Origin of the sequence: Mycobacterium sp. 3-98, assembly GCF_035918355.1 — a bacterium.
Classification (GTDB): domain Bacteria; phylum Actinomycetota; class Actinomycetes; order Mycobacteriales; family Mycobacteriaceae; genus Mycobacterium; species Mycobacterium intracellulare.
Genome location: NZ_CP142360.1, coordinates 4,482,561 through 4,506,796 on the forward strand (window position 1 = coordinate 4,482,561; position 24,236 = coordinate 4,506,796).

The following is a 24,236-nucleotide window of genomic DNA, read 5'->3' on the forward strand; positions in this document are numbered from 1 at the left end:
CCAAATAACTGGCATCAAAAATTGCCATACCCACACACGGGGAGTGCTAGGTATGGCCAAAAAACAACAACAAATAAAAAGACCAAACACACTATTGAGTTCTCAAACAACACTTGTTTCGCCCGTTTTGGGGCAACCCTGCCAGCTTAATACAAGTCCGGCAGTGGAGTCAACTCCCAGTTTTGGTCTTCCAGAGACCGAGTCGGGAGCAGCCGTGCCAGGCTAGTACCAATCCAGCGAGGGAGTCAAGGCCCCGCTCTCGTCCACCTTCGCGTCGGTGATCGCGCTTGTGGGGCACTGACTTTGGTTACTCTACCCGCTCGATCTCCGCTCCCAAAATCGCCAGGTTTTCCACGAACAACGGGTAGCCGCGATCGATGTGGAAGACGTCGTGAACCTCGGTGTCGCCGTCGGCGACGAGCCCCGCCAACACCAGGCCGGCGCCGGCCCGGATGTCCGAACACCACACCGGCGCGCTCGACAATTGCGGCAGCCCACGCACGACGGCATGGTGCCCGTCGGTGCGGGCGTCGGCGCCCAGCCGGATCATTTCCTCGACGAAACGAAAGCGCGCCTCGAATACGTTCTCGGTGATCATCGACGTGCCATCGGCGATCGACGCCAGCGCGATCGCCATGGGCTGCAGGTCGGTGGGAAACCCGGGAAACGGCAGGGTCGCGACATTGACGGCCTTCGGGCGCTCGTACTGGGCCACCCGGAAGCTGCTTTCCGTTTGGGTGACGGTGGCGCCGGCGTCGTGCAGCTTGTGCAGCACCACCTGCAGGTGCGCCGGGTCGACACCGGTGACCGAGATGTCTCCGCGGGTCATCGCGGCGGCGATGCCCCACGTGGCGGCGACGATGCGATCCCCGATGACGCGGTGTTCGGTCGGGTGCAGCCGCGGGACGCCGGTGATGGTCATCGTCGGCGAACCGGCGCCTTCGACCTGCGCGCCCATCTGGTTCAACATCGTGCAGAGGTCGACGACGTCGGGTTCGCGCGCGGCGTTGTGGATCGTGGTCACGCCTTCGGCCACGACCGCGGCCATCAGGATGTTCTCGGTGGCGCCCACCGACGGAAACTCCAACTGAATCTCCGCGCCGCGCAACGTATCAGCCTGCGCCACGACGCATCCGTGTTCGATGTTGCATTGCGCGCCCAGCTGGCGCAGGCCGGCTTGGTGCATGTCCAGCGGCCGCGAGCCGATCGCGTCTCCGCCGGGAAGGGCGACGCGGGCCCGCTTACACCGACCGACCAGTGGGCCCAGTACGCACACCGAAGCCCGGAACTGGCGCACCGCCGCGAAGTCGGCATCGTATTTCGGCTCGTCGGGCGAGGTGATCCGGGCGACGTCACCGTCGAGTTCGACGGTTGCCCCAAGGCCGCGCAGCACCTCGGCCATCAGCGGCACGTCGAGGATGTCGGGGCAATTGGTGATGGTGCTGGTGCCTTCGGCCAACAACGCCGCGGCCATCAGCTTGAGCACGCTGTTCTTTGCGCCCCCCACCGCGACTTCGCCGGACAACCGGTTGCCGCCGGTCACCACGAATCGCTCAGCCACCCGGGTCAGTCTAGTGAAGCGGTATCGGCTTGTCAGTCGGCCGGCTTGCCAGCGAGCCCGTATGCCAACGAGCCAAGTCTTGGCCCCTACATGCGCCGCAGTACCGTTTTGCTCATGGCAGTGCACCTGACCCGCATCTACACGCGGACCGGCGACGACGGCACCACGGGATTGAGTGACTTCTCCCGGGTCCCGAAAACCGACCCCCGCCTGGTGGCCTACGCCGACTGCGATGAGGCCAACTCGGCGATCGGCGTCGCCGTCGCCGTCGGTCAGCCCGACGACGAGCTCAAGGCCGTGTTACGCCAGATCCAAAATGACCTCTTCGACGCCGGCGCGGACCTGTCCACCCCGGTGGTGGAAAACCCCGAGTACCCGCCCTTGCGGGTCAGCCAGCCCTACATCGACCGGCTCGAAAAGTGGTGTGACACATATAACGAGTCGTTGCCGAAGCTGAATTCCTTTGTGCTGCCGGGCGGTTCGCCGCTGTCGGCGTACTTGCACGTGGCGCGCACCGTGGTGCGCCGAGCCGAGCGCTCGGCGTGGGCGGCGGTCGACGCCGCCCCGCAGCAGGTCAACGTCCTGCCCGCGAAATACCTGAACCGCCTGTCGGATCTGCTCTTCATCCTGTCGCGCGTGGCCAACCCGGACGGCGATGTGCTGTGGAAGCCGGGCGGCGGCCAAGCCCCCCCGAGTTAGCCGGCACTGCAGGGTGTTCGGTGATGCGGGCTAGATGCTGCGCCGGCGGGAGCGCGGCGACGGGCGCGACTCCAGCCACGACAGGAACGCGGTCAGCGCACCCTTGTCGAAGGCGATCTCGTAGCCAGACCTGCGGTCCTGGGTCGTGTCGCGCAGTTCGATGACGACGATCTCGTCGGTCATGATGTCGAATTCGTCGCCACGTGGCGCGCGCCGGGCCACGATCTCAACGCCTCGCCGGCTCAGCCGCCGGTCCGGCCACAGTCGCAGGCTGGAGAGCCGGTAGAACGCGGCTTCGCCGCCGCGGTAACGGATTACACCATGCCGCCAGCCGTGACCGCCCACCGCGGGAACGTCGCGCATGATCCCCGCCGTGCCGCCCTGGCGCAGCTTCCACAGCCGATAACTCAACGCAACGACGGCGGCCGCCAGCACGACGACGAGCACGACCATGGCGGTCATGGGCGCGCTCATCGGCGCTTAGTCGATCGCGCCGACGGCGCGCAATCTGGCGCGCCCCCTGGCGGCGATACGCGGATCGTCCGACTCAGAAGCCTCTCTCGCGGCGCTCTCGTCGATCTCCGACTCGAACTCGGCGGACTCGGCCAGGATGGTCACCGTCTCCTCGGTGACCGACAAGAATCCGCCATCCACCGCGACCCGGAGATCGTCGTCGCCCTCTCGTTCGACGCGCACCATTGCGTCGTCGACCAATTGCGCTACCAACGGGATGTGCCGCGGCATGATGCCGATCTCACCGACGGTGGTGCGGGTGAACAGAAACGTTGCCGCACCCGACCAGATCTTTCGGTCGACGGCGACGATCTCAACGTTCAATTCGGCCATGCCACAGACCCCTTCGATAGCGTGCGAGCCCGTTTCGGCCCGGGTGCAAGTTAGAGCTTGGCGCCAAGGCTCTCTGCCTTCTTGGCCAGGTCGTCCAGACCACCGATCAAGAAGAAGGCCTGCTCGGGCACGTGGTCGAACTCGCCCTTGGTCACGCGGTCGAACGCCTCGATGGTCTCCTTCAGCGGAACCGTCGAACCCGGCTGACCGGTGAACTGCTCGGCCGCCATCATGTTCTGCGACAGGAACCGCTCGATGCGCCGCGCCCGCTGCACCAGCTGCTTGTCCTCTTCGGACAGCTCGTCGATACCGAGGATCGCGATGATGTCCTGAAGGTCCTTGTACCGCTGCAGGATTCGGATGACTTCCTGGGCCACGCGGTAGTGCTCGTCACCGACGACGCTCGGGTCGAGGATGGTCGAGCTCGAGGCCAGCGGGTCCACCGCGGGGAAGATGCCCTTGGAGAACACCGAACGCGACAGCTCGGTGGTGGCATCCAGGTGCGCGAAGGTCGTCGCCGGCGCCGGGTCGGTGTAGTCGTCGGCGGGCACGTAGACCGCCTGCATGGACGTAATCGACTTGCCTCGCGTCGAGGTGATGCGCTCCTGCAGTTCGCCCATCTCGTCGGCCAGCGTGGGCTGGTAGCCGACCGCCGAGGGCATACGACCGAGCAGCGTCGACACCTCCGAACCGGCCTGGGTGAACCGGAAGATGTTGTCGATGAACAACAACACGTCCTGGCCGGCTTCGTCACGGAACCACTCGGCCATGGTCAGCGCGGAAAGCGCCACTCGCATACGGGTACCGGGCGGCTCGTCCATCTGACCGAACACCAGCGCGGTGTCCTTGAGCACGTCGGCCTCTTGCAGTTCGACCCAGAGGTCGTTGCCCTCGCGGGTGCGCTCCCCCACCCCGGCGAACACCGACGTACCACCGAAGTTACGGGCGATGCGGTTGATCATCTCCTGGATGAGCACCGTCTTGCCGACACCCGCACCACCGAACAGCGCGATCTTGCCACCACGCACGTACGGGGTGAGCAGGTCGACGACCTTGAGGCCGGTTTCGAGCATCTCGGTGCGAGGCTCGAGCTCTTCGAACGGCGGCGGCTTGCGGTGAATCGACCAGTGCTCGAGGTCTTCTCCGTAGCCCGGCTTGTCCAGGCAGTGCCCCAGGGCGTTGAAGACGTGGCCCTTGACCTCCTGGCCGACGGGCACCGAGATGGAACGTCCCGTGTCGGTCACCTCGACCCCGCGCACCAGGCCGTCGGTGGGCTGCAGCGAGATGGTGCGCACCAGGTTGTCCCCGAGGTGCTGGGCGACCTCGAGCGTGAGGGTCTTCGCCAGTTCCTCGAACGTGATCTCCGCGTTGAGCGCGTTGAACAGTTCCGGCACGGAACCGCGGGGGAACTCGACGTCGACGACGGGCCCGGTGACCCGTACCACCCGGCCGCTGGTGTCGCTCTTGGCCGACTTCGTGGACTTCTCGTCGGTTGCTGTCGTAGCAGGCATAATTTCTTTCGCTTCCTAGTGGTGCTACCTAGCGGGCGTCGGCGAGCGCGTTTGCGCCACCGACGATTTCGCTAATCTCCTGGGTGATCTGGGCCTGCCGCTCGCGGTTCGCCATCAGCGTCAGGGCCTTGATGAGGTCGTCCGCGTTGTCGGTAGCCGACTTCATCGCGCGTTGGCGCGAGGCCAGCTCCGATGCCGCCGATTCGAGCAGCGCCTCGTAAACGCGGGTGGTCAGGTACCGCGGCAGCAGCGACTCGAAAAGCGTTGTCGCATCCGGCTCGAACGAATACAACGTTCGCACTTCGGGCGGTTCCTCGACATATTCGACCACCATGGGGGCGATCCGGTGTGCGACCGCCGCCTGCGACAACATCGACTTGAACTCGCTGTAGACGATGTGCAACTCGTCGACGCCCTCGACGTCGGACTGGCCTTCGTCCTCGTCGCCGGTGCCCAGCATGAACGCGTTGACCAGCGTCTCGCCGATCTCGGCGGCGTTCTCGTACTGCGGCTGCTCGGAGAAGCCGGTCCAGGAGCCGCTGATGTCCCAGTTGCGGAACTTGTAGTAATTCAGCGCTTTACGGCCGACGGCGTACAGCACCGGCGTCTTGCCTTGTTCCCGCAGCAAGGAGAAGAGCTCCTCGGCGCGGCGGAAGATGCTCGCGTTGTAGGCACCGCACAGACCTCGGTCCGACGTCACCACCAGCACGCCCGCCCGCTTCGGTTCGGGCCGCTCGACGAGCAACGGGTGGTCGAGGGCGGCCTCGGCGGCCAGCGTGGTGAGCATCGCGGTGATCTGGAAGGCGTACGGTCTGGCGGCGTCCAGCCGCGCCTGAGCGCGACCGATCCGCGACGTCGCGATCAGCTCCTGGGCCTTGGTGATCTTTTTGATCGATCCGGCCGAGCGGATGCGTCCGCGCAATTCACGAAGTGTGGCAGCCATAGGTTGCTACTTCTTTGCCTTCTTCTTGGGTGCGGGCTTGGTGACCTTCACCGATTCCTTTTCGAGCTCGCCCTCATCGAGCGCCTCGACGTGCTCGTCGGGCACCACCGATCCACCACCGGTGGCGGCGAAGCCCTTCTTGAAGTTGTTGATGACCTTCTCGAGTTCTTCGGCCGCCTCGTCGGAGAGCTTCTGGGTGTCGCGGATCCCCGACAGGAGTTTCTCTTCGGAGGCCCGGATGTGGTCCAGCAATTCGGTTTCGAAGCGCCGGACGTCCTCCACGGGCACCGAGTCCAGGTGGCCACCGGTGCCGAGGAAGATCGAAATCACCTGCTCCTCGACGGGCATGGGCTGGTACTGGGGCTGCTTGAGCAACTCCACCAGCCGCGCGCCACGATCCAGCTGAGCCTTCGACGTCGCGTCGAGGTCGGAGGCGAAGGCCGCGAACGATTCCAATTCGCGGAATTGCGAGAGGTCCAAACGCAGCGAGCCCGCCACTTCCTTCATCGCCTTGATCTGGGCGGCGCCGCCCACGCGGGACACCGAGACACCGACGTTGATGGCCGGCCGCACACCCTGGTTGAACAGGTCGGACTCGAGGAAGCACTGCCCGTCGGTGATCGAGATGACGTTGGTGGGGATGTAGGCCGAAATGTCGTTGGCCTTGGTCTCGATGATCGGCAGACCGGTCAGCGAGCCGCCACCGAGTTCGTCGGAAAGCTTGGCGCAACGCTCCAAAAGCCTTGAGTGCAGGTAGAAGACGTCACCCGGGTAGGCCTCGCGGCCGGGCGGGCGGCGCAGCAGCAGCGAGATCGCGCGGTACGCCTCGGCCTGCTTGCTCAGGTCGTCGAAGACGATCAGCACGTGCTTGCCGTCGTACATCCAGTGCTGGGCGATCGCCGAACCGGTGTAGGGCGCAAGCCATTTGAACCCGGCCGAGTCGGACGCCGGAGCCGCGACGATGGTGGTGTAGTCCATCGCACCACCCTCTTCGAGCGCGCGCCGGACCGAGGCGATCGTGGTGCCCTTCTGGCCGATGGCCACGTAGACGCAGCGCACCTGCTTGCGCTCGTCGCCGGACTCCCAGTTCTGCCGCTGGTTGAGGATGGTGTCGACGCAGACGGCGGTCTTGCCGGTCTTGCGGTCGCCGATGATCAGCTGGCGCTGGCCGCGGCCGATCGGCGTCATCGCGTCGATGGCCTTGATCCCCGTCTGCAGGGGCTCTTTCACGCTTTGCCGCTGAACCACCGAGGGCGCCTGGATCTCCAGGGCGCGCCGGACGTCGGTTTCGATGTCGCCCTGACCGTCGATCGGCTGGCCCAGCGGGTTGACCACGCGGCCCAGGAACGCGTCGCCGACGGGGACCGAGAGAACCTCGCCGGTGCGCTTGACCTGCTGGCCCTCTTCGATCTTCTCGAAGTCACCCAGGATCACCGCGCCGACGTTGTGCTCGTCGAGGTTGAGCGCGACGCCGAGCACGCCGCCGGGGAACTCGAGAAGTTCCTGGGTCATCACGGACGGCAGGCCTTCGACGTGGGCGATGCCGTCACCGGCGTCGACGACGGTACCGACCTCTTCGCGGGCGGTGTCGGAGGTGAAAGAGCCTACGTAGTCCTCGATGGCGCTCTGAATGTCACCAGCGGAGATTGTCAACTCGGCCATGGCTTTTCGTCTTCCTACTTGATCTTCGTAACGCGTGCGTCGGGATGGATTTGTGGTTGGTCTGGGGTGGTCAGTCGGGCAACTGCGCCTCGGCCGCGGTCAGACGGGACGCGAGCGTTCCGTCGATCACTTCATCGGCCACCGAGATGAGCAGCCCGCCCAGCAGTTCGCTGTCGATCTGCAGCTGCACCGCCACCGGGTGACCATAGATGCGGCTGAGCACCTCGGTCAGGCGGGTGCGCTGGGCGTCGCTCAGGTCGGCCGCGGCGCTGACCTGCGCGACGACTTCGCCGCGGCGCGCCACCGCAACCTCTGCGAGGAACTGGATGGCCTCCTCGGCCGGCTGGCCCCTGAGCAACTCGACCGTCTGGGTCAGCAGCGCGGCCGCGATCGGATGAACCTTGGTGCTCGCGCTGTCGAGCACCTTGCGCAGCAACGCAACTCGGCCTTCCACCGGAACGGCGTAGTCGCCCAACAAGATCGCCAGTCGTGGTTGCGCATCCAGGATGCGCGAGAACCGGAACAGTTGTTCCTCGATCTCGTCGACCTTGTCCTCACGTTCGGCGACTTCGAGCAGCGCCTGCCGCGAGACATGCTCGAGGGCGTCGATGAGGTCGGAACTGGCCGACCAGCGCTCCGATACGGCCGAGCGCAGGACGTCGAGGGTAGCGTCGCCGACCTGGCCGGCGAGCAACCGCTCGATCAACCGGGTCCTGGGTTCGGCGTCCTCGGCGGGCACGGTGAGGTACCGGGTGACAACGATTTCGCGGTCCAGCATCTGCGCCACGGAGACGAGTTCGCCGGACAGGGTGGAAAGTCCCTTGTTGTCAAGGTCTTTGGTGATGGTGCTGAACCACTCCGAGAGGTTGGTCAGCGCAACACGGCTCGACGAGCGCATCTTGGTCATCAGCGGATACTGGACATCCGCCGAGGCGGGCGCCATCGCGTCGAGGTCGTCGAGGAATCGATCGACGGTGGCCGATTGCTGTGCGGAGTCGGCGACGAAGTTACGCACCAGCTCGCCGGCCTGGCGCACCGCTTCGTGACCGAGTTCCAGGCGCAGCTGACGACTCAGCTGGGTACGCAGCAGGTCGACCTGGCGGCCGCCCTGCGACTTGATGCGTTCCGCCTCGACACCGGCCTGGGCCGACAACTGCTCGGTGATGCGCTTGGAGTCCGACTCCGCCTCTTCGACAACGCGTTTCGACTCTGCCTTGGCGTCCTCCACGGCCTTGCTGTGGGCGGTGGTCGACTCGGTCAACCGATCGCTCGCCGCGGCCGCGTCCTTCAATTGCTGGCGCACCGTGGCCTGCCGCGCGGCCATCAACCGACGCACCGGCGGCACGACATAACGCACCACCAGGAACACGATGGCCGCAAAGCCCACCAACTGGCCGATGAAAGTCGACATACGTAATTACCGTCCGGATGTCTTGGTTGCGGATGTGGTCGCTGCAGCGGGGGCGACGTCGACGCCGAGGATGCGACTGGCCAACGTCGCCGCCGTGGACGCCACGTTGGCACGCAGATCCAGTTCCACGGCGTCCCTTTCCCGCTTCAGTTGCTGGGCGGCCAGCTGCAACGTCGAGGACACCTCTTGCTCGGCCCGGGCCCGCGCCTCTTCCACGACCTTACGGCCCTCGGCGCGCGCGTTGTCGCGTAACGACGACGCCTGCACTCGGGCTTCGGTCATGGCTTCTTCGTAATCGGCCTGGGCGGCCTCGAACTGCTCGGCCGCCTTCTTGGTGTCGGCGGCCGTCTTGGCAACCATGGCGTCGCGTTCGCGCAACACCTTCATGACCGGCGGCACGACGAACGTGCCGATGACGGCCAGCACGATCAGGAAGATGGCCAGCACGAAGAAGAAGGTGCCGTTGGGAACGAGGAAGTTGTTGCCTCCCTCTGCCACCACCTGGCCGGACGCCAGAACGCTCAGGCTCGCGTCACCCATCACAGCGAACTAGGTGCCGACGGGTGTTGCGAAGACGAACAGCGCCATGAAGGCCAGGTTGATGAAGTAGGCCGCCTCAACCAGACCGACGGTGATGAAGAACGGCGTGAACAGCCGACCTTGCGCCTCGGGCTGCCGGGCGATCCCGGAAACCAGCGCGTTACCGGCGATACCGTCACCGATACCGGCACCGATCGCGCCGCCGCCCATGATGAGTCCACCGCCGATGAGTGCAGCGGCAGCGACTTGGGGGTCCAGAGCCATTCTTATCCTCCTTGATATCTGGTAGGGGTCTACCAGGCCTCTGTAATGGTGCGTGGGACAAAACAATTCATGGTGGCTTTAGTCATGGTGATCCTCGATCTCCATGGCTTGACTGAAGTACAAGATGGTCAGAATCGAGAAGATGAAGGCCTGGATCGCCCCGACGAACAGGTCGAAGGCCTTCCAGATCGCGTTGGGCGCCCACATGATGTACGGCGGGAACAGCGCGATCAGCGCGACCAGGATGCCGCCGGCGAAGATGTTGCCGAAAAGTCGCAGCGACAACGAGATTGGCTTGGCCAGCTCCTCGACGACGTTGATCGGCGCCAGGAACGCCACGTGGCCCTTGAGCACGGCGAGGGGGTGTCCGACGACGCCGCGGCGCCAGATGCCGGCCACGTGGTAGCAGACAAAGACGAAAAGTGCCAGCGCCAGAACGTAATTGATGTCCGCCGCCGCCGACTTCAGCAGCTCGGTGGTGTGCCCGGAGGCGTCGGTGTACTGCAGCGGGAGCACCGACAGCCAGTTGGAGATCAGGATGAACACAAAGATGGTGACGGCCAGCGGCAACACGAACGGCGCGATCCGCATGCCGACCGCGCTCTCGATCTGGTCGCGCATCTGGACCGTGATGGCTTCCCAGAACAACTGAACACCGCTCGGGACACCGGTCGAGGTGATCTTCGCCCGCAGGAAGAAGGCCAGCGCGAGCACGATCAGCGCGGCGATACCCGTCGACATGATGGTGTCGGTGTTGACGGTCATGCCGAGCCAGGTGGCGTGGTTGTGTTCGCCGACCTCGATCGCACCTTCGGCCAGGAACGTCGTCTCAGGCATCGGTGGTGTTCCTTCCTTCCGTACCTTCCGATCCTGCGTTGACGCCGCCTCCGGCACCGTCCGCGGATTCCGCCCAGTCGCCGGCGCGCAGCTTCTTCCACACCGGCAGCGCCGTCGATGCCACCAAGAGGATCTGGAAAAGCGCCAATCCGAACACCACGCCCAGGCCGGCGGGCCGGAAGACGTAGGCGATGATCAGCCCGATGACGGTGATGATGGCCAGCCGAGACGCCGAGTTGACGGCCATCGACCTTTTCAGCGGGTGATCCTTCGCGGTGATCGACTCAACGGAGCGACGCACCAGTACCGCATTGAGCAAACCCAGCAGCAGCCCGATCCCGAAGAAGACGCCAACCATCAGGTGACCGGACAGCCCGGCTGCGAGCACCGCCACCGCCGTGATGACAATGCTGATCGCGAAGAGCCGAACCGGACGGAAAGCAACAGAGGGAAACACCAACGGCGCGTCCTGCGCTGGTGTCGTCACTGCAGCACCTCAATCCCAGGTTGGTGAAACGGGAACCCCTCGACCGACTGATCGGTGGTCCGCCGAGCGTATCGCACGTCACAGTTGAATCACCCAAGGGGTATCTCCCGAGGCCGGTCTTGAACCAGCCCGATCGGATGAGCCTCCGAGGGGCCGGTCGCCTGTGCGGCTTTTTGGGGTTCTACCTGGACCGTACCACACAACACGCCCCTACTACTACCCCTCGTCGTAGTAGTCGTCGCCCCGGCGCAAGAGCGGGATCGCCGTCGCGACGCCGGCGACCACGATGGCGCCCAGCATCACCGCGGCGGTGTCGCGGGGGCGGAAAAAGATCGTGCTCGCCGCGCCGAACGCGACGATGCCGACCCACAGATAAATCAGCAACACCACGCGGCGGTGGGAATGGCCGATCTGCAGCAACCGGTGATGCAGATGCATCTTGTCGGGGCTGAACGCGCTGCGGCCCGCGCGGGTGCGGCGCACGATCGCCAGCAGCAAATCGAGCATCGGCACGAAGATGACGGCCGCGACCAGCAGGAACGGTGACAGCAGGGCGAACACGTCGCGGGCGCCGTAGGCGTTTTGCGAAACGGGGCCGGCCGCCGTCGTGGAGGCGGCGGCCAGCATCAAGCCGATCAGCATCGAGCCGGAGTCGCCCATGAAGATCTTGGCGCGATGAAAGTTGTGCGGCAGAAAGCCCAGACACGCCCCCGCGAGCACCACCGAGATCACCGCCGGCGGATAGAAGAGGACGTCGCCGCCGTGGTCGCGGAGCAGCCCGACCGAGAACATGCAGATCGCCAACGCGGTGATCAGGCCCAGCCCGGCGGCCAGACCGTCGAGCCCGTCGACGAAGTTCATCGCGTTGACCACCGATACGGTGAGCGCCAGCGTCAGCAGGATCGACGACGCCTGGTCGAGCACGATGGTGCCGACCCCGCCCATGGGGATGTACAGGACGCTCCAGGCCACACCCATGGTGACCAGCACGCTGGCCGCGGTGATCTGGCCGGCGAACTTGGTCAGGGCGTCCAGGCCCCACCGGTCGTCGATCAGCCCGATCCCCATGATGACCGCGCCGGCCACCAGGACCGCTGGCATGCCCGTGGAGTAGACGAACCCGCGGGTGAGCGCGGGAAGCTGGGAGGCCAGGAACACCGCGGTGACGACGCCGAGAAACATCGCCAGCCCGCCCATGCGCGGGGTGGGTGTGACATGTACGTCGCGCTCCCGCGGATAGGCGACGGCGCCCAGCCGGGTCGCCAGCACGCGGACCGGTCCGGTGGCGAAATAGGTGATGATCGCCGCGGTGAGTCCCACCAGCGCCAGCTCGCGTAGCGGAACACCGGCGCCGCGGTCAGAAAGGGCGAGCAAACCACCGGCAAGGTTGGTCATGTCGCTGGACACCAACGAGACCGTAGTGCACAAACCTGGGAGCTCGCGACAACCGCTCCAGTCAGGCCTCGGCGGTCAGGCCCTCAGGATCGACACCGAGGACTTCGGCGATGCGCTCCGCGCTGACCGGGCCCGGCCGCAGGATGCGTGGCGTGGGTCCGGTCAGGTCCACGATCGTGGAGGCGGCGCCCTGCTCGGACGGACCCGCTTCCAGGTAGACGTCGACGAGATCGCCGAGTTGATCTCGCGCCTCACCGGCGTCCACGGCGGCCGTACGGCCGGAGATGTTGGCGCTCGAGACCGCCAGCGGTCCCACTTCACGCAGGAGTTCGATGGCGACCGGGTGCAGCGGCATCCGCAGCATCACGGTGCCGCGGGCATCGCCGAGGTCCCACTGCAACGACGGCGCCTGTGTGACCACCAGGCTGAGCGCGCCCGGCCAGAACGCGCGGATCAGGTCGCGGGCGCCGTCCGGCATGGTGTAGACGAGTCCCTCGATGGTGTGCCAGGAGCCGACCAGCACGCCCACCGGCATGTCGCGCCCGCGCCCCTTCGCCGAGAGCAGCGCCGAGACCGCGGCGCTGTTGAACGCGTCGGCACCGATGCCGTACACCGTGTCGGTCGGCATGACCACGAGCCGCCCGCCCTTGAGAGCTCCTGCCGCCGCGGCGATTCCGAGCGCGCGCTGCTCGGGATCGGCGCAGTCAAAGACGTCGGTCATTGGCGCCACTCCTCCTCATCGCTGCGCTCTGCATCGTCGCGACGCGCGTCATTGGCGCCACTCCTCCTCGCCGTCACGAACCGCGGCCGGCCGGTCAGGTCCTGACGCGCCTGGACGTCCTCGAAAAGCCCGGTGCGAACGAACAATTCCACGGTCTCGCGCGAGGTGGTGTCGTCATGCTCAATGCCGATCAGCCCCCCGGGACGCAGCCAACGGCCGGCGAGGCGCACTATCGGAGCAATCACCGCCAGACCGTCCGGCCCGCCGAACACCGCCTGGTGGGGATCATGTTGGGCGACTTCAGGGTCCAGCACGGCGCCGTCGGGAACATAGGGCGGGTTGGCCACGATCAAGTCGACCCTTCCGTCCAGTTGCGGAAGCAGGCCGGGTTCGGTGACGTCGGCCCGCACGATCTCGATGGCCGTGCCCTCAGCGTTACCGCGCGCGTACTCGAGGGCGGCGTCGGAGTTGTCGAGAGCGACTATTCGTGCTTCCTGCCCCAGTTCGGCCCGCTGGTGGGCCAGCGCCACCGCCAAAGCGCCGGACCCGGTGCACAGGTCGACGATGACCGGCCGTGGCGCAAGTCGTTGCGCGCGGGCCCATTCCAGCAGGGCCTCGGTTTCGGGGCGGGGTATGAACACGCCGGGGCCGACGCGCAGCTGCACCGGACCGAATGCCGCCGTCCCCAGCAGATGCTGCAACGGCACGCGTCGCGAACGAACGGCCACCGCGTCGCGGTACCGTCCGAGAAAGTCCTCGCCGGGCGATTCGAGCAACGCCAGGCGACCGCGGTCGATGCCCGCCAGGTGCGCGGCCAGCTGCTCGGCATCCCAACGCGCGGAATCGATTCCCGCTTCGGCGAGGGTGGCCGTCGCATCGTCGATCGCGCGCCGCAGGCTGAGCTGGCTTGTCCCGCTCCTCATCGCTTCGCTCCGCGTCGTCGCTGGGACGTCATGCTTGTTGCAGCCGGCTTTGCTTGTCGGCCGCAGCCAGGGCATCGAACAACGCATCCAGGTCGCCGTCGAGCACTTGATCGAGATTGTGCGACTTGAAGTTGATGCGGTGGTCGGCGATCCGGTTCTCCGGGAAGTTGTAGGTGCGGATGCGCTCGCTGCGGTCCACCGTGCGGATCTGGCTGGCCCGGTCCGCCGACGCGTCCGCCAGCGCCTGTTCTTCGGCCAAGGACTGCAGGCGCGCCGCCAGAACCTGCAGCGCCCGCGCCTTGTTCTGTAGCTGCGAGCGCTCGTTTTGACAGGTGACCACGATTCCGGTGGGCAAGTGCGTGATCCGCACCGCGGAGTCGGTGGTGTTGACACCCTGGCCGCCCTTGCCCGACGAACGGTAGACGTCGATGCGCAGATCCGACTCGTCGATCTGCACCTCGCCGATTTCTTCGGGTTCGGGATACACGAGCACGCCCGCCGCCGAAGTGTGAACGCGGCCTTGGGATTCCGTCACCGGGACGCGTTGAACCCGGTGCACCCCGCCCTCGAACTTCATCCGCGACCAAACCCCGTCGGCCGAATCACCCTTGCTGGCGATGGACAGCGTCGCGTCCTTGTAACCGCCGAGGTCCGAGGTGGTTTCGTCCAGCACGGTGACGGTCCAGCCGTGCCGCTCGGCGTAGCGAATGTACATCCGGGCCAGGTCGGCGGCGAACAGCGCCGACTCTTCCCCGCCCTCACCGGATTTGACCTCGAGCACGATGTCGTCGGCGTCGTGCGGGTCGCGCGGGGCCAGCATGTCGGTGAGCTGGGTGTCCAACTCGGCCACCCGGGTTTCCAGGTCGCTCGCCTCGACGGCGAAGGAATCGTCGTCGGCGGCCAGTTCGCGCGCGGCCTCGAGGTCTTCACGGGCGGCCATCAGCTTGCGGTAGGTGCCGACGATCGGAGCCAGCCGGGCGAAGCGCCGTCCGGCCTTGCGGGCCTCGTCGGGGTTGCTGTGCAGTTCGGGGTCGGCCAGCCGTCGCTCGAGGTCGGCGTGCTCGGCCAGCAGCACGTCAATGGTCTGTACCGGCTTCGTCATGCCACACCTCCTGCCCCGTTGTCGCCCGTCACTGCCGCAAACGCAAACCGACGCCCGGCCTGTGCGACTGCACGCACAGTTCGGGCGTCGGTAACCGAGCTATTTGTCGGCAGCAGCTCCGGCCTTGCGCTTGCCGTAGCGCTTCTCGAAGCGGGCGACCCGGCCACCGCTGTCCAGGATCTTCTGCTTGCCGGTGTAGAAGGGGTGGCACTGCGAGCAGACCTCGACGGTGATGTGGCCACCCTCTTTGGTGCTGCGCGTCTGGAAGGTGTTGCCGCATCCGCAGAGCACGGTGGTCTCCGCGTAGGCGGGGTGAATGTCAGCTTTCATGGTGTCCTCTTCGATCGTTTCAGCGTCCGATTATGCCGGGTCAACCGTCATGCCCCAAAACAGCGGGATGGGCTTCGCCATTCCCGGGGCGGTCGCCGCGACACTTAAATCACGGCGCTGGCGCCCGGCGTGTCTTGTGCGTGGTTTAGCGGGAGCGACGGTCCCCCTAGTCGTTGTCCATCCCAGGCGTCGTCTTGGACACCTGGACCAGGAACTCGTAGTTGGTCTTCGTCTTGCGCAGCTGCGACATCAGCAGGTCGATGGCCTGGTGGGAATCCAGGCCCGACAGCACGCGGCGCAGCTTGTGCACGATGCCGAACTCGTCCGGCGACAGCAGCAGTTCGTCCTTGCGGGTGCCGGAGGGGTTCACGTCGACCGCGGGGAAGACCCGGCGTTCGGAGATCTTGCGGTCCAGCTTGAGCTCGGCGTTGCCGGTGCCCTTGAATTCCTCGAAGATGACCGTGTCACCGGTGGACCCCGTCTCGACCATCGCGGTGGCGATGATGGTCAGCGAGCCGCCCTCCTCGATGTTGCGCGCGGCGCCCAGGAAGCGCTTGGGCGGGTACAGCGCGGTGGAGTCGACACCACCGGACAGGATGCGGCCCGACGCCGGCGAGGCGTTGTTGTAGGCGCGCCCGAGGCGGGTGATCGAGTCCAGCAGCACGACGACGTCCTTGCCCTGCTCGACGAGCCGCTTGGCCCGCTCGATGGCGAGCTCGGCGGCCTGGGTGTGATCGGACGGCGGCCGGTCGAAGGTCGAGGAGATGACCTCGCCCTTGACGGAACGCTGCATGTCGGTGACCTCCTCGGGCCGCTCGTCGACGAGCACGACCATGAGGTGGCATTCCGGGTTGTTCTTGGTGATCGCGTTGGCGATGTCCTGCAGGATCGTCGTCTTACCCGCCTTGGGCGGCGACACGATCAGCGCACGCTGGCCCTTCCCGATCGGCATGATCAGGTCGATGACCCGCGTGGTCAGCCGGTCGGGCGTGGTTTCCAGGCGAAGACGCTGGTTGGGGTACAGCGGCGTCAGCTTGGAGAAATCGGGGCGCTTCTTGGCGTCCTCGACCGAGCCGCCGTTGACGCTGTCCAGGCGGACCAGCGGGTTGAACTTCTGCCGCTGGTTGGGCTGCTCGCCTTCCTTCGGCACGCGGACGGCGCCGGTGACGGCGTCACCGCGGCGCAGGCCGTTCTTGCGCACCATGTTCATCGACACGTAAACGTCATGGGGCCCGGCCAGGTAGCCGGAAGTGCGCACGAACGCGTAATTGTCGAGGACGTCAAGAATGCCGGCTACCGGCTGAACGACGTCGTCCTCGCGCAGTTCGGCGTCGCCGCCCTCTCCGGAGCGCTCGCCCCGGCGCCGGCGGTCGCGGAAGCGGCGTCCCCGCCGGCCGCCGCGTCCTTCGCCGTCGTCGTCCTGCTGATTCGACCCGCCACGGCCCTGCTGGCCGCCGGAGCTCTGTTGATCCTCGCTCCCGCCGCCCTGGCCGCGGTTCTCGTTCTGGTTGTCTTTGTCCTGCTTGCCTTCGCGGCCGTCGGTCTCGCCGGTGGCGCCGCCAACTCGGCCGCCGGTGCGCTCGCGATCGGCATCCTCGTTGCCGCGGTCGGTCGATCCCGCGTCGCGGGAAGCGCCGCGTCGTTCGCGGCGGGGCGCCTCGGTGGCTGCGCCGTTCTGGCCTTCCTTGGCCGCCGGTGCGTCAGCGCCGTTGTCGTCCTTGGTGTCTTTGGTGTCGTCGTCTTTGGTGTCCGGCTTGCCGCTGTCCTCAGTGGACTTCGTGCCGTTGGCGGGCACGCCGTTGGCCTGTCCCCTGACTTCTTTGATCGCGGCGATCAGTTCGTTCTTACGCATTCCCGACGTCCCTTTGACGCCGACCTGGTTAGCCAGCGCGCGTAGCTCGGGCAGCACCATGGTGGACAGGGCGCCGGCCGAAGCGTTCGTCTTCGCGTCGGGAGTGTCGGTGGTCACGGCATTAGACAGTTGATTGGCGTCAGTGTTTTCGCCAGCCGTGAACAGGTCCGTATCAGTCACGGAGTTCCTTTCTTCCCCCAATGATCACGTCATACGGGGGGTTCGTTGCATTCAGCCAAATTGCCGAGTGCGCCCAATCATCGACTCTGCAACGGTGATCGCCTGGATCGGCGGAGTAAACGGCGAACCTCGTCCACAAGAAGAATTGGTGTTGTCCTAGCGGCAAGGCAGTATGGATGCAGATGCAGATGCTGCGATTGCTGGACGGCTCCGAGGATAGCCCCCATCCCTGCTGGAAGCAAGCAAACCCTCCGGCCACGCTGTTGATCAACCCGCGACGGTGACTCCCGGACTCCAGCGAACTCGTTCGCCGGCGGCCATCTTGATGAGGGCAAATCCGCTTGTGGCGGCGTACTCCACCGCCTCCGGGGGCAACCCCGCCGCCGTGGTCATCGCGATCACCGATGGACCAGCCCCGGACAGCGTCGCTGCCACGTTATGACGCCGCAGCAGCCGCAAATATTCCGCCGAGGCGGGCATGGCCGGTGCGCGCTGCGGCTGGTGGAGCACATCTTCGGTGGCCGCCATGAGCAGGTCCGGGCGTTCGGTCAGCGCGACCACCAGCAACGCGGTGCGGCTGACGTTGAAGCGTGCGTCGTCATGGCTGACCTGCGCCGGCAGCAGCACGCGGGTCTCGGCCGTCAGGGAGCGTTCCTCGGGAACGGCGCAGTACAGGTGGATGTCGGGGTGAAGCCGCAGCGGCACCGCCGCGTACCGCGGGTGATCACCGCTGCGGTCGACCCACGACACGACCGCACCGCCCAGCACGGCCGCCGCCGCGTTGTCGGGATGACCCTCGAAGTCCGAGGACAATTGAATCAGCTGGGTGTCGTCGAGCGTCTGCCAATCCGTCTGCGCGACAAGGCCGTTCGCGGCCGCAAGCCCGCCCACCACCGCCGCCGCGGACGAGCCCAGGCCGCGGGAATGCGGGATGGCGTTGCGGCACCGCACCACCAGCCCGGGGGCGCGGACCCCGACAGCTTGCAGGCCGCGCTCGAGGGCGCGCACCACCAGATGGTCGGCGTCCACCGGCAGTTGGCCGGCACCTTCCCCCTCTACCGTGACGACCAAGCCGGAAGAAGTTGTCTCCACGGTGATTTCGTCGCACAGACTCAACGCCAGACCGATGCTGTCGAAGCCCGGCCCGAGGTTTGCGCTGGAGGCCGAAACCACGGCGGTGGCCACCAGCCCGGCGGGCAGCATCGGGGTCACCAACGTGACCGCCGAGTGTGGGCGCTATGTACGTGGCCTGCCTGGAATTCGTCCATAGGCCCCACGCTCGGTGACCGCACTACGCCAGCCCCAGTTTTTCGACCACCAGGACCGGATCAACCGGCAGCGCGGTCACGGTGGGCATATCCCGTAGTGCCGTGTCGGGATCCTTGAGCCCGTTGCCCGTCACCGTGCACACGACCGTCGACCCGCGGGCCACCCAGCCGTCGTCGACGGCCTTGAGCAGACCCGCGATGCTGGCCGCCGAGGCGGGTTCGACGAACACACCTTCGGACTCGGCCACCAGGTGGTAGGCGGCCAGGATCTCCTCGTCGGTGGCCGCCAGGAAGCGGCCGTTGGATTGGCGCTGCGCGTCGACCGCGGCCGTCCACGACGCGGGCGCGCCGATGCGGATCGCGGTCGCAATCGTTTCCGGGTTCTTGACCGGCGCACCGTTCACCAGGGGGGCCGCGCCGGCCGCCTGGGTGCCCAGCATCCGCGGCAGCTTTTCGATCAGGCCCTCGTGGTGATACTCGGTGTATCCCTTCCAGTACGCGGTGATGTTGCCCGCGTTGCCGACCGGAAGGGCGTGCACGTCCGGCGCTGCGCCGAGCGCGTCGACGATCTCGAACGCGGCCGTCTTCTGGCCCTCGATGCGCACCGGGTTGACCGAGTTGACCAAGGAGATCGTCGGGAAGTCGGCGGCCATCTTCCGGGCCAGTTCCAGGCAGTCGTCGAAGTTGCCGTCGATCTGGATGATCTTGGCGCCGTGCATCACCGCCTGCGCCAGCTTGCCCATCGCGATCTTGCCCTGCGGGATCAGCACCGCGCAGGTGATCCCGGCGCGTGCGGCATAGGCCGCCGCCGACGCCGAGGTGTTGCCGGTCGAGGCGCACAACACGGCCTGTTGGCCGCGCGCCACCGCATCGGTGACCGCCATCGTCATCCCCCGGTCTTTGAAGGAGCCGGTGGGATTGAGGCCCTCGACCTTGAGATGGACTGTGCAGCCGGTCTTTTCCGACAGGCGGGTCGCCGCGATCAGCGGGGTGCCGCCCTCGAGCAGGGTGACCGGGGTCCAGTCATCACCCACCGGCAACCGGTCCCGGTAGGCCTCGATGAGCCCGGGCCAGGGCTGGTGGACGGCGGTGCGCGGCGCGCTCATAGGGTGGTCCCTTCCAGTCGCAGCACGCTCGTCACGCTCTGCACGGCATCGAGGTCGGCGAGCGCGTCGACGGTTTCGGACAGCGCGGCGTCCGTGGCGCGGTGGGTGACCACGACGATCCGGGCCCCCACCCGTCGTCCGCCCTCGTCCGCGACGCCCTCCTGCCGCACCTCGGCGATGCTGACCTCGCGCTTGGCGAATTCGGCTGCCACCGAGGACAACACGCCGGGCTTGTCCGCCACGTTCATGCTGACGTAGTAGCGCGTGGAGATCAAACCCATTGGGGCCACGGGGAGTTGGGCGTACTTGGATTCCCGCGGCCCGCGGCTGCCCAGCACCCGGTTGCGCGCGGCCATCACCAGGTCCCCGGCCACGGCGGACGCGGTCGGCGCGCCACCGGCGCCCTGGCCGTAGAACATCAGCCTTCCGGCGGCCTTGGCCTCGACCACGACCGCGTTGAACGCCCCGTTGACCGTGGCCAGCGGATGCGACAGCGGCACCAGCGCCGGATAGACGCGGGCCGAGACCCGTTCCTGGCCATCGCCGTCCGTGATGCGCTCGCAGATGGACAGCAGCTTGATGGTGCAGCCCAGCGCACGGGCGGACTCGAAGTCGGCCGGCGTGACCTTGGTGATGCCCTCGCGATAGACGTCGTCGGCGGTCACCCGGGTGTGGAACGCGATGGACGCCAGGATCGCGGCCTTGGCGGCGGCGTCGTAGCCCTCGACGTCGGCGGTGGGGTCGGCCTCGGCGTAGCCGAGCGCGCTGGCCTCGGCGAGGGCGGTGTCGTAGTCGGCGCCGGTGCTGTCCATCGCGGACAGGATGTAGTTCGTGGTGCCGTTGACGATGCCCGCGACCCGCAACACCGTGTCACCCGCAAGCGACTGGGTGAGCGGCCGGATGACGGGAATGGCCCCCGCGACCGCCGCCTCGAAATACAGGTCGACATGCGCGCTTTCGGCCGCCTGCGCCAGCTCTCCGGTGGAGATGGACAGCAGCGCCTTGTTCGCCGTGACGACCGATTTGCCGTGTTCGAGGGCGCACAGGATGGCCTTGCGGGACGGCTCGACCGGTCCCATGAGCTCCACGACGATGTCGACGTCGTCGCGCGCGGCGAGCCCTTCGATGTCGTCGGTGAGCAGCTCGGCGGGAACGCCACGGTCGTCGGCGACGCGGCGCACTCCGACGCCGCGCAGCACCAGGGGCGCGCCGACGCGGGCCGCGAGGTCATCGGCGCTTTCCTTGATGATTCGGACGACTTCGCTGCCGACGTTGCCCAACCCGAGTACCGCTACACCGACCGGCTTTTCCTCACGCGGCACCAGTTCACCTCACTTCCAGACTCAGCAGATCGTCGACCGTCTCGCGGCGCAGGAGCAGGCGCGCGCGCCCGTCACGCACCGCGACGACGGCGGGACGGCAGACCATGTTGTACCGACTCGACAACGAATAGCAGTAGGCGCCGGTGGCGGCCACCCCGATCAGGTCGCCGGAATGCAGGTCGCCGGGCACCCACGTGTCGCGCACGACGATATCGCCGCTCTCGCAATGCTTTCCGACGACGCGCGCCAGCTCGGCGGGTGCATCGCTAAGCCGAGAGACCAGCCTGGCGTCGTATTGGGCGTCATACAGGGCGGTGCGGATGTTGTCGCTCATGCCGCCGTCGACGCTGACGTAGCGCCGGTGTGCCGTGGCACTGACGTCCACGTCCTTGACGGTACCCACCTCGTAGAGGGTGATGGTGCCCGGTCCGGCGATGGCTCGTCCGGGCTCGACGACCAGCCGCGGTGTCGGCAGCCCGACAGCCTCCGACTCGTTCTTCACGATCGCGCTCAGCTTGGCGGCCAGTTCGCCCATCGGCGGCGGGTCGTCCGCGGCCAGATACGAGATACCAAGTCCGCCACCGAGATCCACGGTCGAGATCTGCGCGGTCTTGTCGACGCCGAACTGCTCGACGGCCTCGTGCAGCAGGCCGAGGACACGGCGCGCGGCGAGTTCGAAGCCGGCGACGTCGAAGATCTGCGAACCGATGTGGCTGTGCAGACCGACCACCCGCAGGTGTTCGGCTTCGAATACCCGGCCGACGGCGGCCAACGCCGCGCCGCTGGCCACGGACAGTCCGAACTTCTGGTCCTCGTGTGCGGTCGAGATGAACTCATGGGTGTGCGCTTCGACGCCGACGGTGAGACGGACGAAGACGTCCTGGACGATACCCGCCTCGCCCGCAATGGTATTCAGACGCTCGATCTCGGTCATCGAGTCCAAAACGACGTGGCCGACACCGGCTTTGACCGCCGCGGTCAATTCCGCGACCGACTTGTTGTTGCCGTGGAAGGTGATGCGCTCGGGCGGGAAGTTGGCGTGCAGCGCAACGGCGAGCTCGCCGCCGGTGCACACGTCGAGCGACAGGCCTTCCTCGTCGATCCAGCGCGCGATCTCGCTGCACAGAAAGGCTTTCGCGGCATAGTGCACGTTCTTGCCCCCACCGAACGCCGACGCGATCTCGCGGCAGCGGGACCGGAAATCGTCCTCGTCGACGACGAACAGCGGGGTGCCGTACTCCTGGGCGAGGTCGGTCACCGCAACCCCCGCGATGCTGGCGACTCCGCCTTCATCGCGAGTCGTGTTGCGGGGCCACACGTTTGGCGCCAACAGCAGCAGCTCCTCGGCGGATTGCGGCCGCGGCGGGCTGTCGGCGTGGCGGGTCTCTTCGGCGTGCCGAGGACCGGCGGGATGAACGTTCACATTCGCTCCGGGGCAGTGACGCCGAGTATCGCCAAGCCGTTGGCGATCACCTGGCGGGTCGCCTGGCACAGCGCCAGGCGCGCGGTGTGCAGGACGGTGGGCTGCTCGTCGCCCTGCGGCAGCACCCGGCAGGAGTCGTAGAACCGGTGGTAGTCGCCGGCGAGATCTTCCAGGTAGCGGCAGATCCGGTGCGGTTCGCGCAGCGACGACGCCGTCGTGAGCACCCGCGGGAATTCGCCGAGGGTGCGCAACAGCGTCCCCTCCTTGTCGTGGTCGAGCAGCCCGAGGTTCCCGGTGTCGGGGATGAGACCGAGTTCGGCGGCGTTGCGGGCCAGCGCCGAGAGCCGGGCGTGCGCGTATTGCACGTAATAGACCGGGTTTTCGTTGGACGCCGACGACCACAGCGCGAGGTCGATGTCGATCGGGGTGTCCACCGAGGACCGGATCAGGCTGTAGCGGGCGGCGTCGACGCCGATCGCCTCGACGAGGTCGTCGAGGGTGAGCACGGTTCCGGCGCGCTTGCTCATCCGGACCGGCTGGCCGTCGCGGACCAAGTTGACCATCTGGCCGATGAGCACCTCGACGGTGGCCGGGTCCTCGCCGAGGGCGGCGGCGACCGCCTTGAGGCGGGCGATGTACCCGTGGTGGTCGGCGCCGAGCATGTAGATGCACAGGTCGAAGCCGCGTTGCCGCTTGTCCAGGTAGTAGGCGATGTCCCCGGCGATGTAGGCCGGCTTCCCGTCGCTCTTGATCACGACGCGATCCTTGTCATCACCAAAGGCACTGGCGCGCAACCATGTTGCGCCGTCCTTCTCGTAGATGTTGCCAGTCTCGCGCAGCTTGGCGAGGGCCTCGTCGACCCGGCCGCTGGTGTGCATCGCGTCTTCGTGGGTGTAGACGTCGAAGTCGGTGCCGAATTCGTGCAACGACTCCTTGATGTGGGTGAACATCAGGTCGACGCCGATGGCGCGGAAGGTCTCGTGCATCTCGGGGGCGGGCAGGCTCAGCGCGTCGGGGGCCTTCTGCACGATCTGGGCGGCGATGTCGTTGATGTAGGCGCCCGCGTAGCCGTCTTCCGGGGTGGGTTCGCCCTTGGCCGCGGCGATCAGCGAGCTGGCGAAGCGGTCGATCTGGGCGCCGTGGTCGTTGAAATAGTATTCGCGCACCACGTCGGCGCCCTGGGTGGACAGCAGCCGGCCCAGCGCGTCGCCGACCGCGGCCCAGCGGGTTCCGCCGATGTGGATCGGCCCGGTCGGGTTGGCCGAGACGAACTCCAGGTTGATGTGGTGACCGGCCAGCGCGTCGGAATGGCCGTAGCGAGCGCCGCCGTCGATGACGTTGTTGACCACGACCGCCTGCGCCGACGCCTCGAGCCGCAGGTTGATGAAGCCCGGTCCGGCCACCTCCGCCGACGCGACGCCGTCGGCCTGCGCGAGTGCCTCGGCGAGCCATCCGGCGAGCTCGCGGGGGTTGGCACCGACCTTTTTGCCCAGCTGCATCGCCAGGTTGCTGGCGTAATCGCCGTGCTCGGGATTGCGGGGGCGCTCGACGGTCACCGTCGCCGGCAGCATGGCAGCGTCCAGCCCGCGCTCGGCCAGCACCGCGGCGGCGGTGTTTTTGAGCAGCTCAGCGAGGTCAGCGGGGGTCACGAGCGTCCATCCTATTGGCTCGCATGCCCGCGCCCCGAATCCGTTGCGGTGGCGGGGCGGCCGCCTGGATGCGCTAGTCTGTCGGAGCCCAATGGTGCAACAACAAAGTTGTAGCGCCCCCGTAGCTCAGGGGATAGAGCGTCTGCCTCCGGAGCAGAAGGCCGCAGGTTCGAATCCTGCCGGGGGCACCATCTGACCAGCGGG

General features: G+C 66.9%; 23 protein-coding genes and 1 tRNA gene. 2 read left to right on the forward strand and 22 right to left on the reverse strand.

What is annotated here, in order from left to right; genetic code table 11:
- Positions 1-307: 307 nt before the first annotated feature.
- Positions 308-1,561 carry a UDP-N-acetylglucosamine 1-carboxyvinyltransferase gene (murA, locus tag QGN30_RS20960; RefSeq protein WP_008254832.1) on the reverse strand — a complete coding sequence of 418 codons (1,254 nt, stop codon included), beginning with the start codon at positions 1,559-1,561 and terminating at the stop codon, positions 308-310.
- Between the two features lie 114 nt (positions 1,562-1,675).
- Between murA and QGN30_RS20965 the strand changes: the two genes are divergently transcribed.
- On the forward strand, positions 1,676-2,260 hold the full coding sequence (locus tag QGN30_RS20965) for a cob(I)yrinic acid a,c-diamide adenosyltransferase (RefSeq protein WP_026071513.1): 585 nt from the start codon (positions 1,676-1,678) through the stop codon (positions 2,258-2,260).
- A 30-nt stretch (positions 2,261-2,290) separates the two neighbouring features.
- Here the strand turns inward: QGN30_RS20965 and QGN30_RS20970 are convergent, their stop codons facing one another.
- The 21 genes from QGN30_RS20970 to argS all read right to left on the reverse strand — a co-directional run bounded on the left by QGN30_RS20970 (position 2,291) and on the right by argS (position 24,032).
- A complete protein-coding gene (locus QGN30_RS20970; RefSeq protein WP_009955321.1) occupies positions 2,291-2,734 on the reverse strand; it encodes a DUF2550 domain-containing protein in 444 nt (147 codons plus the stop codon).
- Between the two features lie 6 nt (positions 2,735-2,740).
- Positions 2,741-3,106, reverse strand: coding sequence for a F0F1 ATP synthase subunit epsilon (locus QGN30_RS20975; RefSeq protein WP_008254826.1), 366 nt, complete (start codon positions 3,104-3,106; stop codon positions 2,741-2,743).
- Positions 3,107-3,156: 50 nt separating this feature from the next.
- Positions 3,157-4,617, reverse strand: a complete 1,461-nt coding sequence (gene atpD / locus QGN30_RS20980; RefSeq protein ID WP_008254823.1) for a F0F1 ATP synthase subunit beta — start codon at positions 4,615-4,617, stop codon at positions 3,157-3,159.
- A gap of 28 nt (positions 4,618-4,645) precedes the next feature.
- The gene (locus QGN30_RS20985) at positions 4,646-5,560 is read right to left on the reverse strand and encodes a F0F1 ATP synthase subunit gamma (RefSeq protein ID WP_008254818.1); all 915 of its coding nucleotides are present in this window, start codon (positions 5,558-5,560) and stop codon (positions 4,646-4,648) included.
- 6 nt (positions 5,561-5,566) lie between these two features.
- Positions 5,567-7,222 (reverse strand): F0F1 ATP synthase subunit alpha, encoded by a 1,656-nt coding sequence (atpA, locus tag QGN30_RS20990; protein ID WP_014382087.1) that lies wholly within the window; start codon positions 7,220-7,222, stop codon positions 5,567-5,569.
- 70 nt (positions 7,223-7,292) lie between these two features.
- Entirely contained in the window at positions 7,293-8,633 is a 1,341-nt protein-coding gene (locus tag QGN30_RS20995) for a F0F1 ATP synthase subunit B/delta (RefSeq protein WP_008254814.1), read from the reverse strand.
- 6 nt (positions 8,634-8,639) lie between these two features.
- Positions 8,640-9,173 (reverse strand): F0F1 ATP synthase subunit B, encoded by a 534-nt coding sequence (locus tag QGN30_RS21000; protein WP_136244994.1) that lies wholly within the window; start codon positions 9,171-9,173, stop codon positions 8,640-8,642.
- Between the two features lie 9 nt (positions 9,174-9,182).
- Positions 9,183-9,431, reverse strand: coding sequence for a F0F1 ATP synthase subunit C (locus QGN30_RS21005; RefSeq protein ID WP_024636915.1), 249 nt, complete (start codon positions 9,429-9,431; stop codon positions 9,183-9,185).
- 84 nt (positions 9,432-9,515) lie between these two features.
- Entirely contained in the window at positions 9,516-10,274 is a 759-nt protein-coding gene (gene atpB / locus QGN30_RS21010) for a F0F1 ATP synthase subunit A (RefSeq protein ID WP_008254800.1), read from the reverse strand.
- Entirely contained in the window at positions 10,267-10,761 is a 495-nt protein-coding gene (locus QGN30_RS21015) for an ATP synthase subunit I (protein ID WP_036458460.1), read from the reverse strand. Before QGN30_RS21015 ends, atpB begins: the two co-directional genes overlap by 8 nt.
- 216 nt (positions 10,762-10,977) lie before the next feature.
- Positions 10,978-12,156, reverse strand: a complete 1,179-nt coding sequence (gene rfe, locus QGN30_RS21020) for a UDP-N-acetylglucosamine--decaprenyl-phosphate N-acetylglucosaminephosphotransferase (protein ID WP_008254794.1) — start codon at positions 12,154-12,156, stop codon at positions 10,978-10,980.
- A 61-nt stretch (positions 12,157-12,217) separates the two neighbouring features.
- Positions 12,218-12,877, reverse strand: coding sequence for an L-threonylcarbamoyladenylate synthase (locus QGN30_RS21025; protein ID WP_008254793.1), 660 nt, complete (start codon positions 12,875-12,877; stop codon positions 12,218-12,220).
- On the reverse strand, positions 12,874-13,800 hold the full coding sequence (prmC, locus tag QGN30_RS21030; RefSeq protein WP_036458458.1) for a peptide chain release factor N(5)-glutamine methyltransferase: 927 nt from the start codon (positions 13,798-13,800) through the stop codon (positions 12,874-12,876). The genes QGN30_RS21025 and prmC overlap by 4 nt, the downstream gene beginning before the upstream one ends.
- A gap of 28 nt (positions 13,801-13,828) precedes the next feature.
- Positions 13,829-14,902: a peptide chain release factor 1 gene (gene prfA, locus QGN30_RS21035; protein WP_036458455.1), complete on the reverse strand. Its 1,074-nt coding sequence runs from the start codon at positions 14,900-14,902 to the stop codon at positions 13,829-13,831.
- A 99-nt stretch (positions 14,903-15,001) separates the two neighbouring features.
- Positions 15,002-15,232 (reverse strand): 50S ribosomal protein L31, encoded by a 231-nt coding sequence (rpmE, locus tag QGN30_RS21040; RefSeq protein ID WP_008254787.1) that lies wholly within the window; start codon positions 15,230-15,232, stop codon positions 15,002-15,004.
- 166 nt (positions 15,233-15,398) lie between these two features.
- Positions 15,399-17,264: a transcription termination factor Rho gene (gene rho / locus QGN30_RS21045; RefSeq protein ID WP_036458452.1), complete on the reverse strand. Its 1,866-nt coding sequence runs from the start codon at positions 17,262-17,264 to the stop codon at positions 15,399-15,401.
- 267 nt (positions 17,265-17,531) lie between these two features.
- Positions 17,532-18,479: a homoserine kinase gene (gene thrB, locus QGN30_RS21050; RefSeq protein WP_168710506.1), complete on the reverse strand. Its 948-nt coding sequence runs from the start codon at positions 18,477-18,479 to the stop codon at positions 17,532-17,534.
- Positions 18,480-18,555: 76 nt separating this feature from the next.
- On the reverse strand, positions 18,556-19,638 hold the full coding sequence (thrC, locus tag QGN30_RS21055) for a threonine synthase (RefSeq protein ID WP_008254781.1): 1,083 nt from the start codon (positions 19,636-19,638) through the stop codon (positions 18,556-18,558).
- Positions 19,635-20,960, reverse strand: coding sequence for a homoserine dehydrogenase (locus QGN30_RS21060; protein ID WP_014379587.1), 1,326 nt, complete (start codon positions 20,958-20,960; stop codon positions 19,635-19,637). Before QGN30_RS21060 ends, thrC begins: the two co-directional genes overlap by 4 nt.
- Before the next feature lie 4 nt (positions 20,961-20,964).
- Positions 20,965-22,383 carry a diaminopimelate decarboxylase gene (lysA, locus tag QGN30_RS21065; RefSeq protein ID WP_014379586.1) on the reverse strand — a complete coding sequence of 473 codons (1,419 nt, stop codon included), beginning with the start codon at positions 22,381-22,383 and terminating at the stop codon, positions 20,965-20,967.
- Positions 22,380-24,032, reverse strand: coding sequence for an arginine--tRNA ligase (gene argS, locus QGN30_RS21070; protein ID WP_014379585.1), 1,653 nt, complete (start codon positions 24,030-24,032; stop codon positions 22,380-22,382). The genes lysA and argS overlap by 4 nt, the downstream gene beginning before the upstream one ends.
- A gap of 115 nt (positions 24,033-24,147) precedes the next feature.
- Between argS and QGN30_RS21075 the strand changes: the two genes are divergently transcribed.
- Positions 24,148-24,223: transfer RNA gene (locus QGN30_RS21075), tRNA-Arg, on the forward strand.
- The last annotated feature ends 13 nt before the right edge of the window (positions 24,224-24,236 follow it).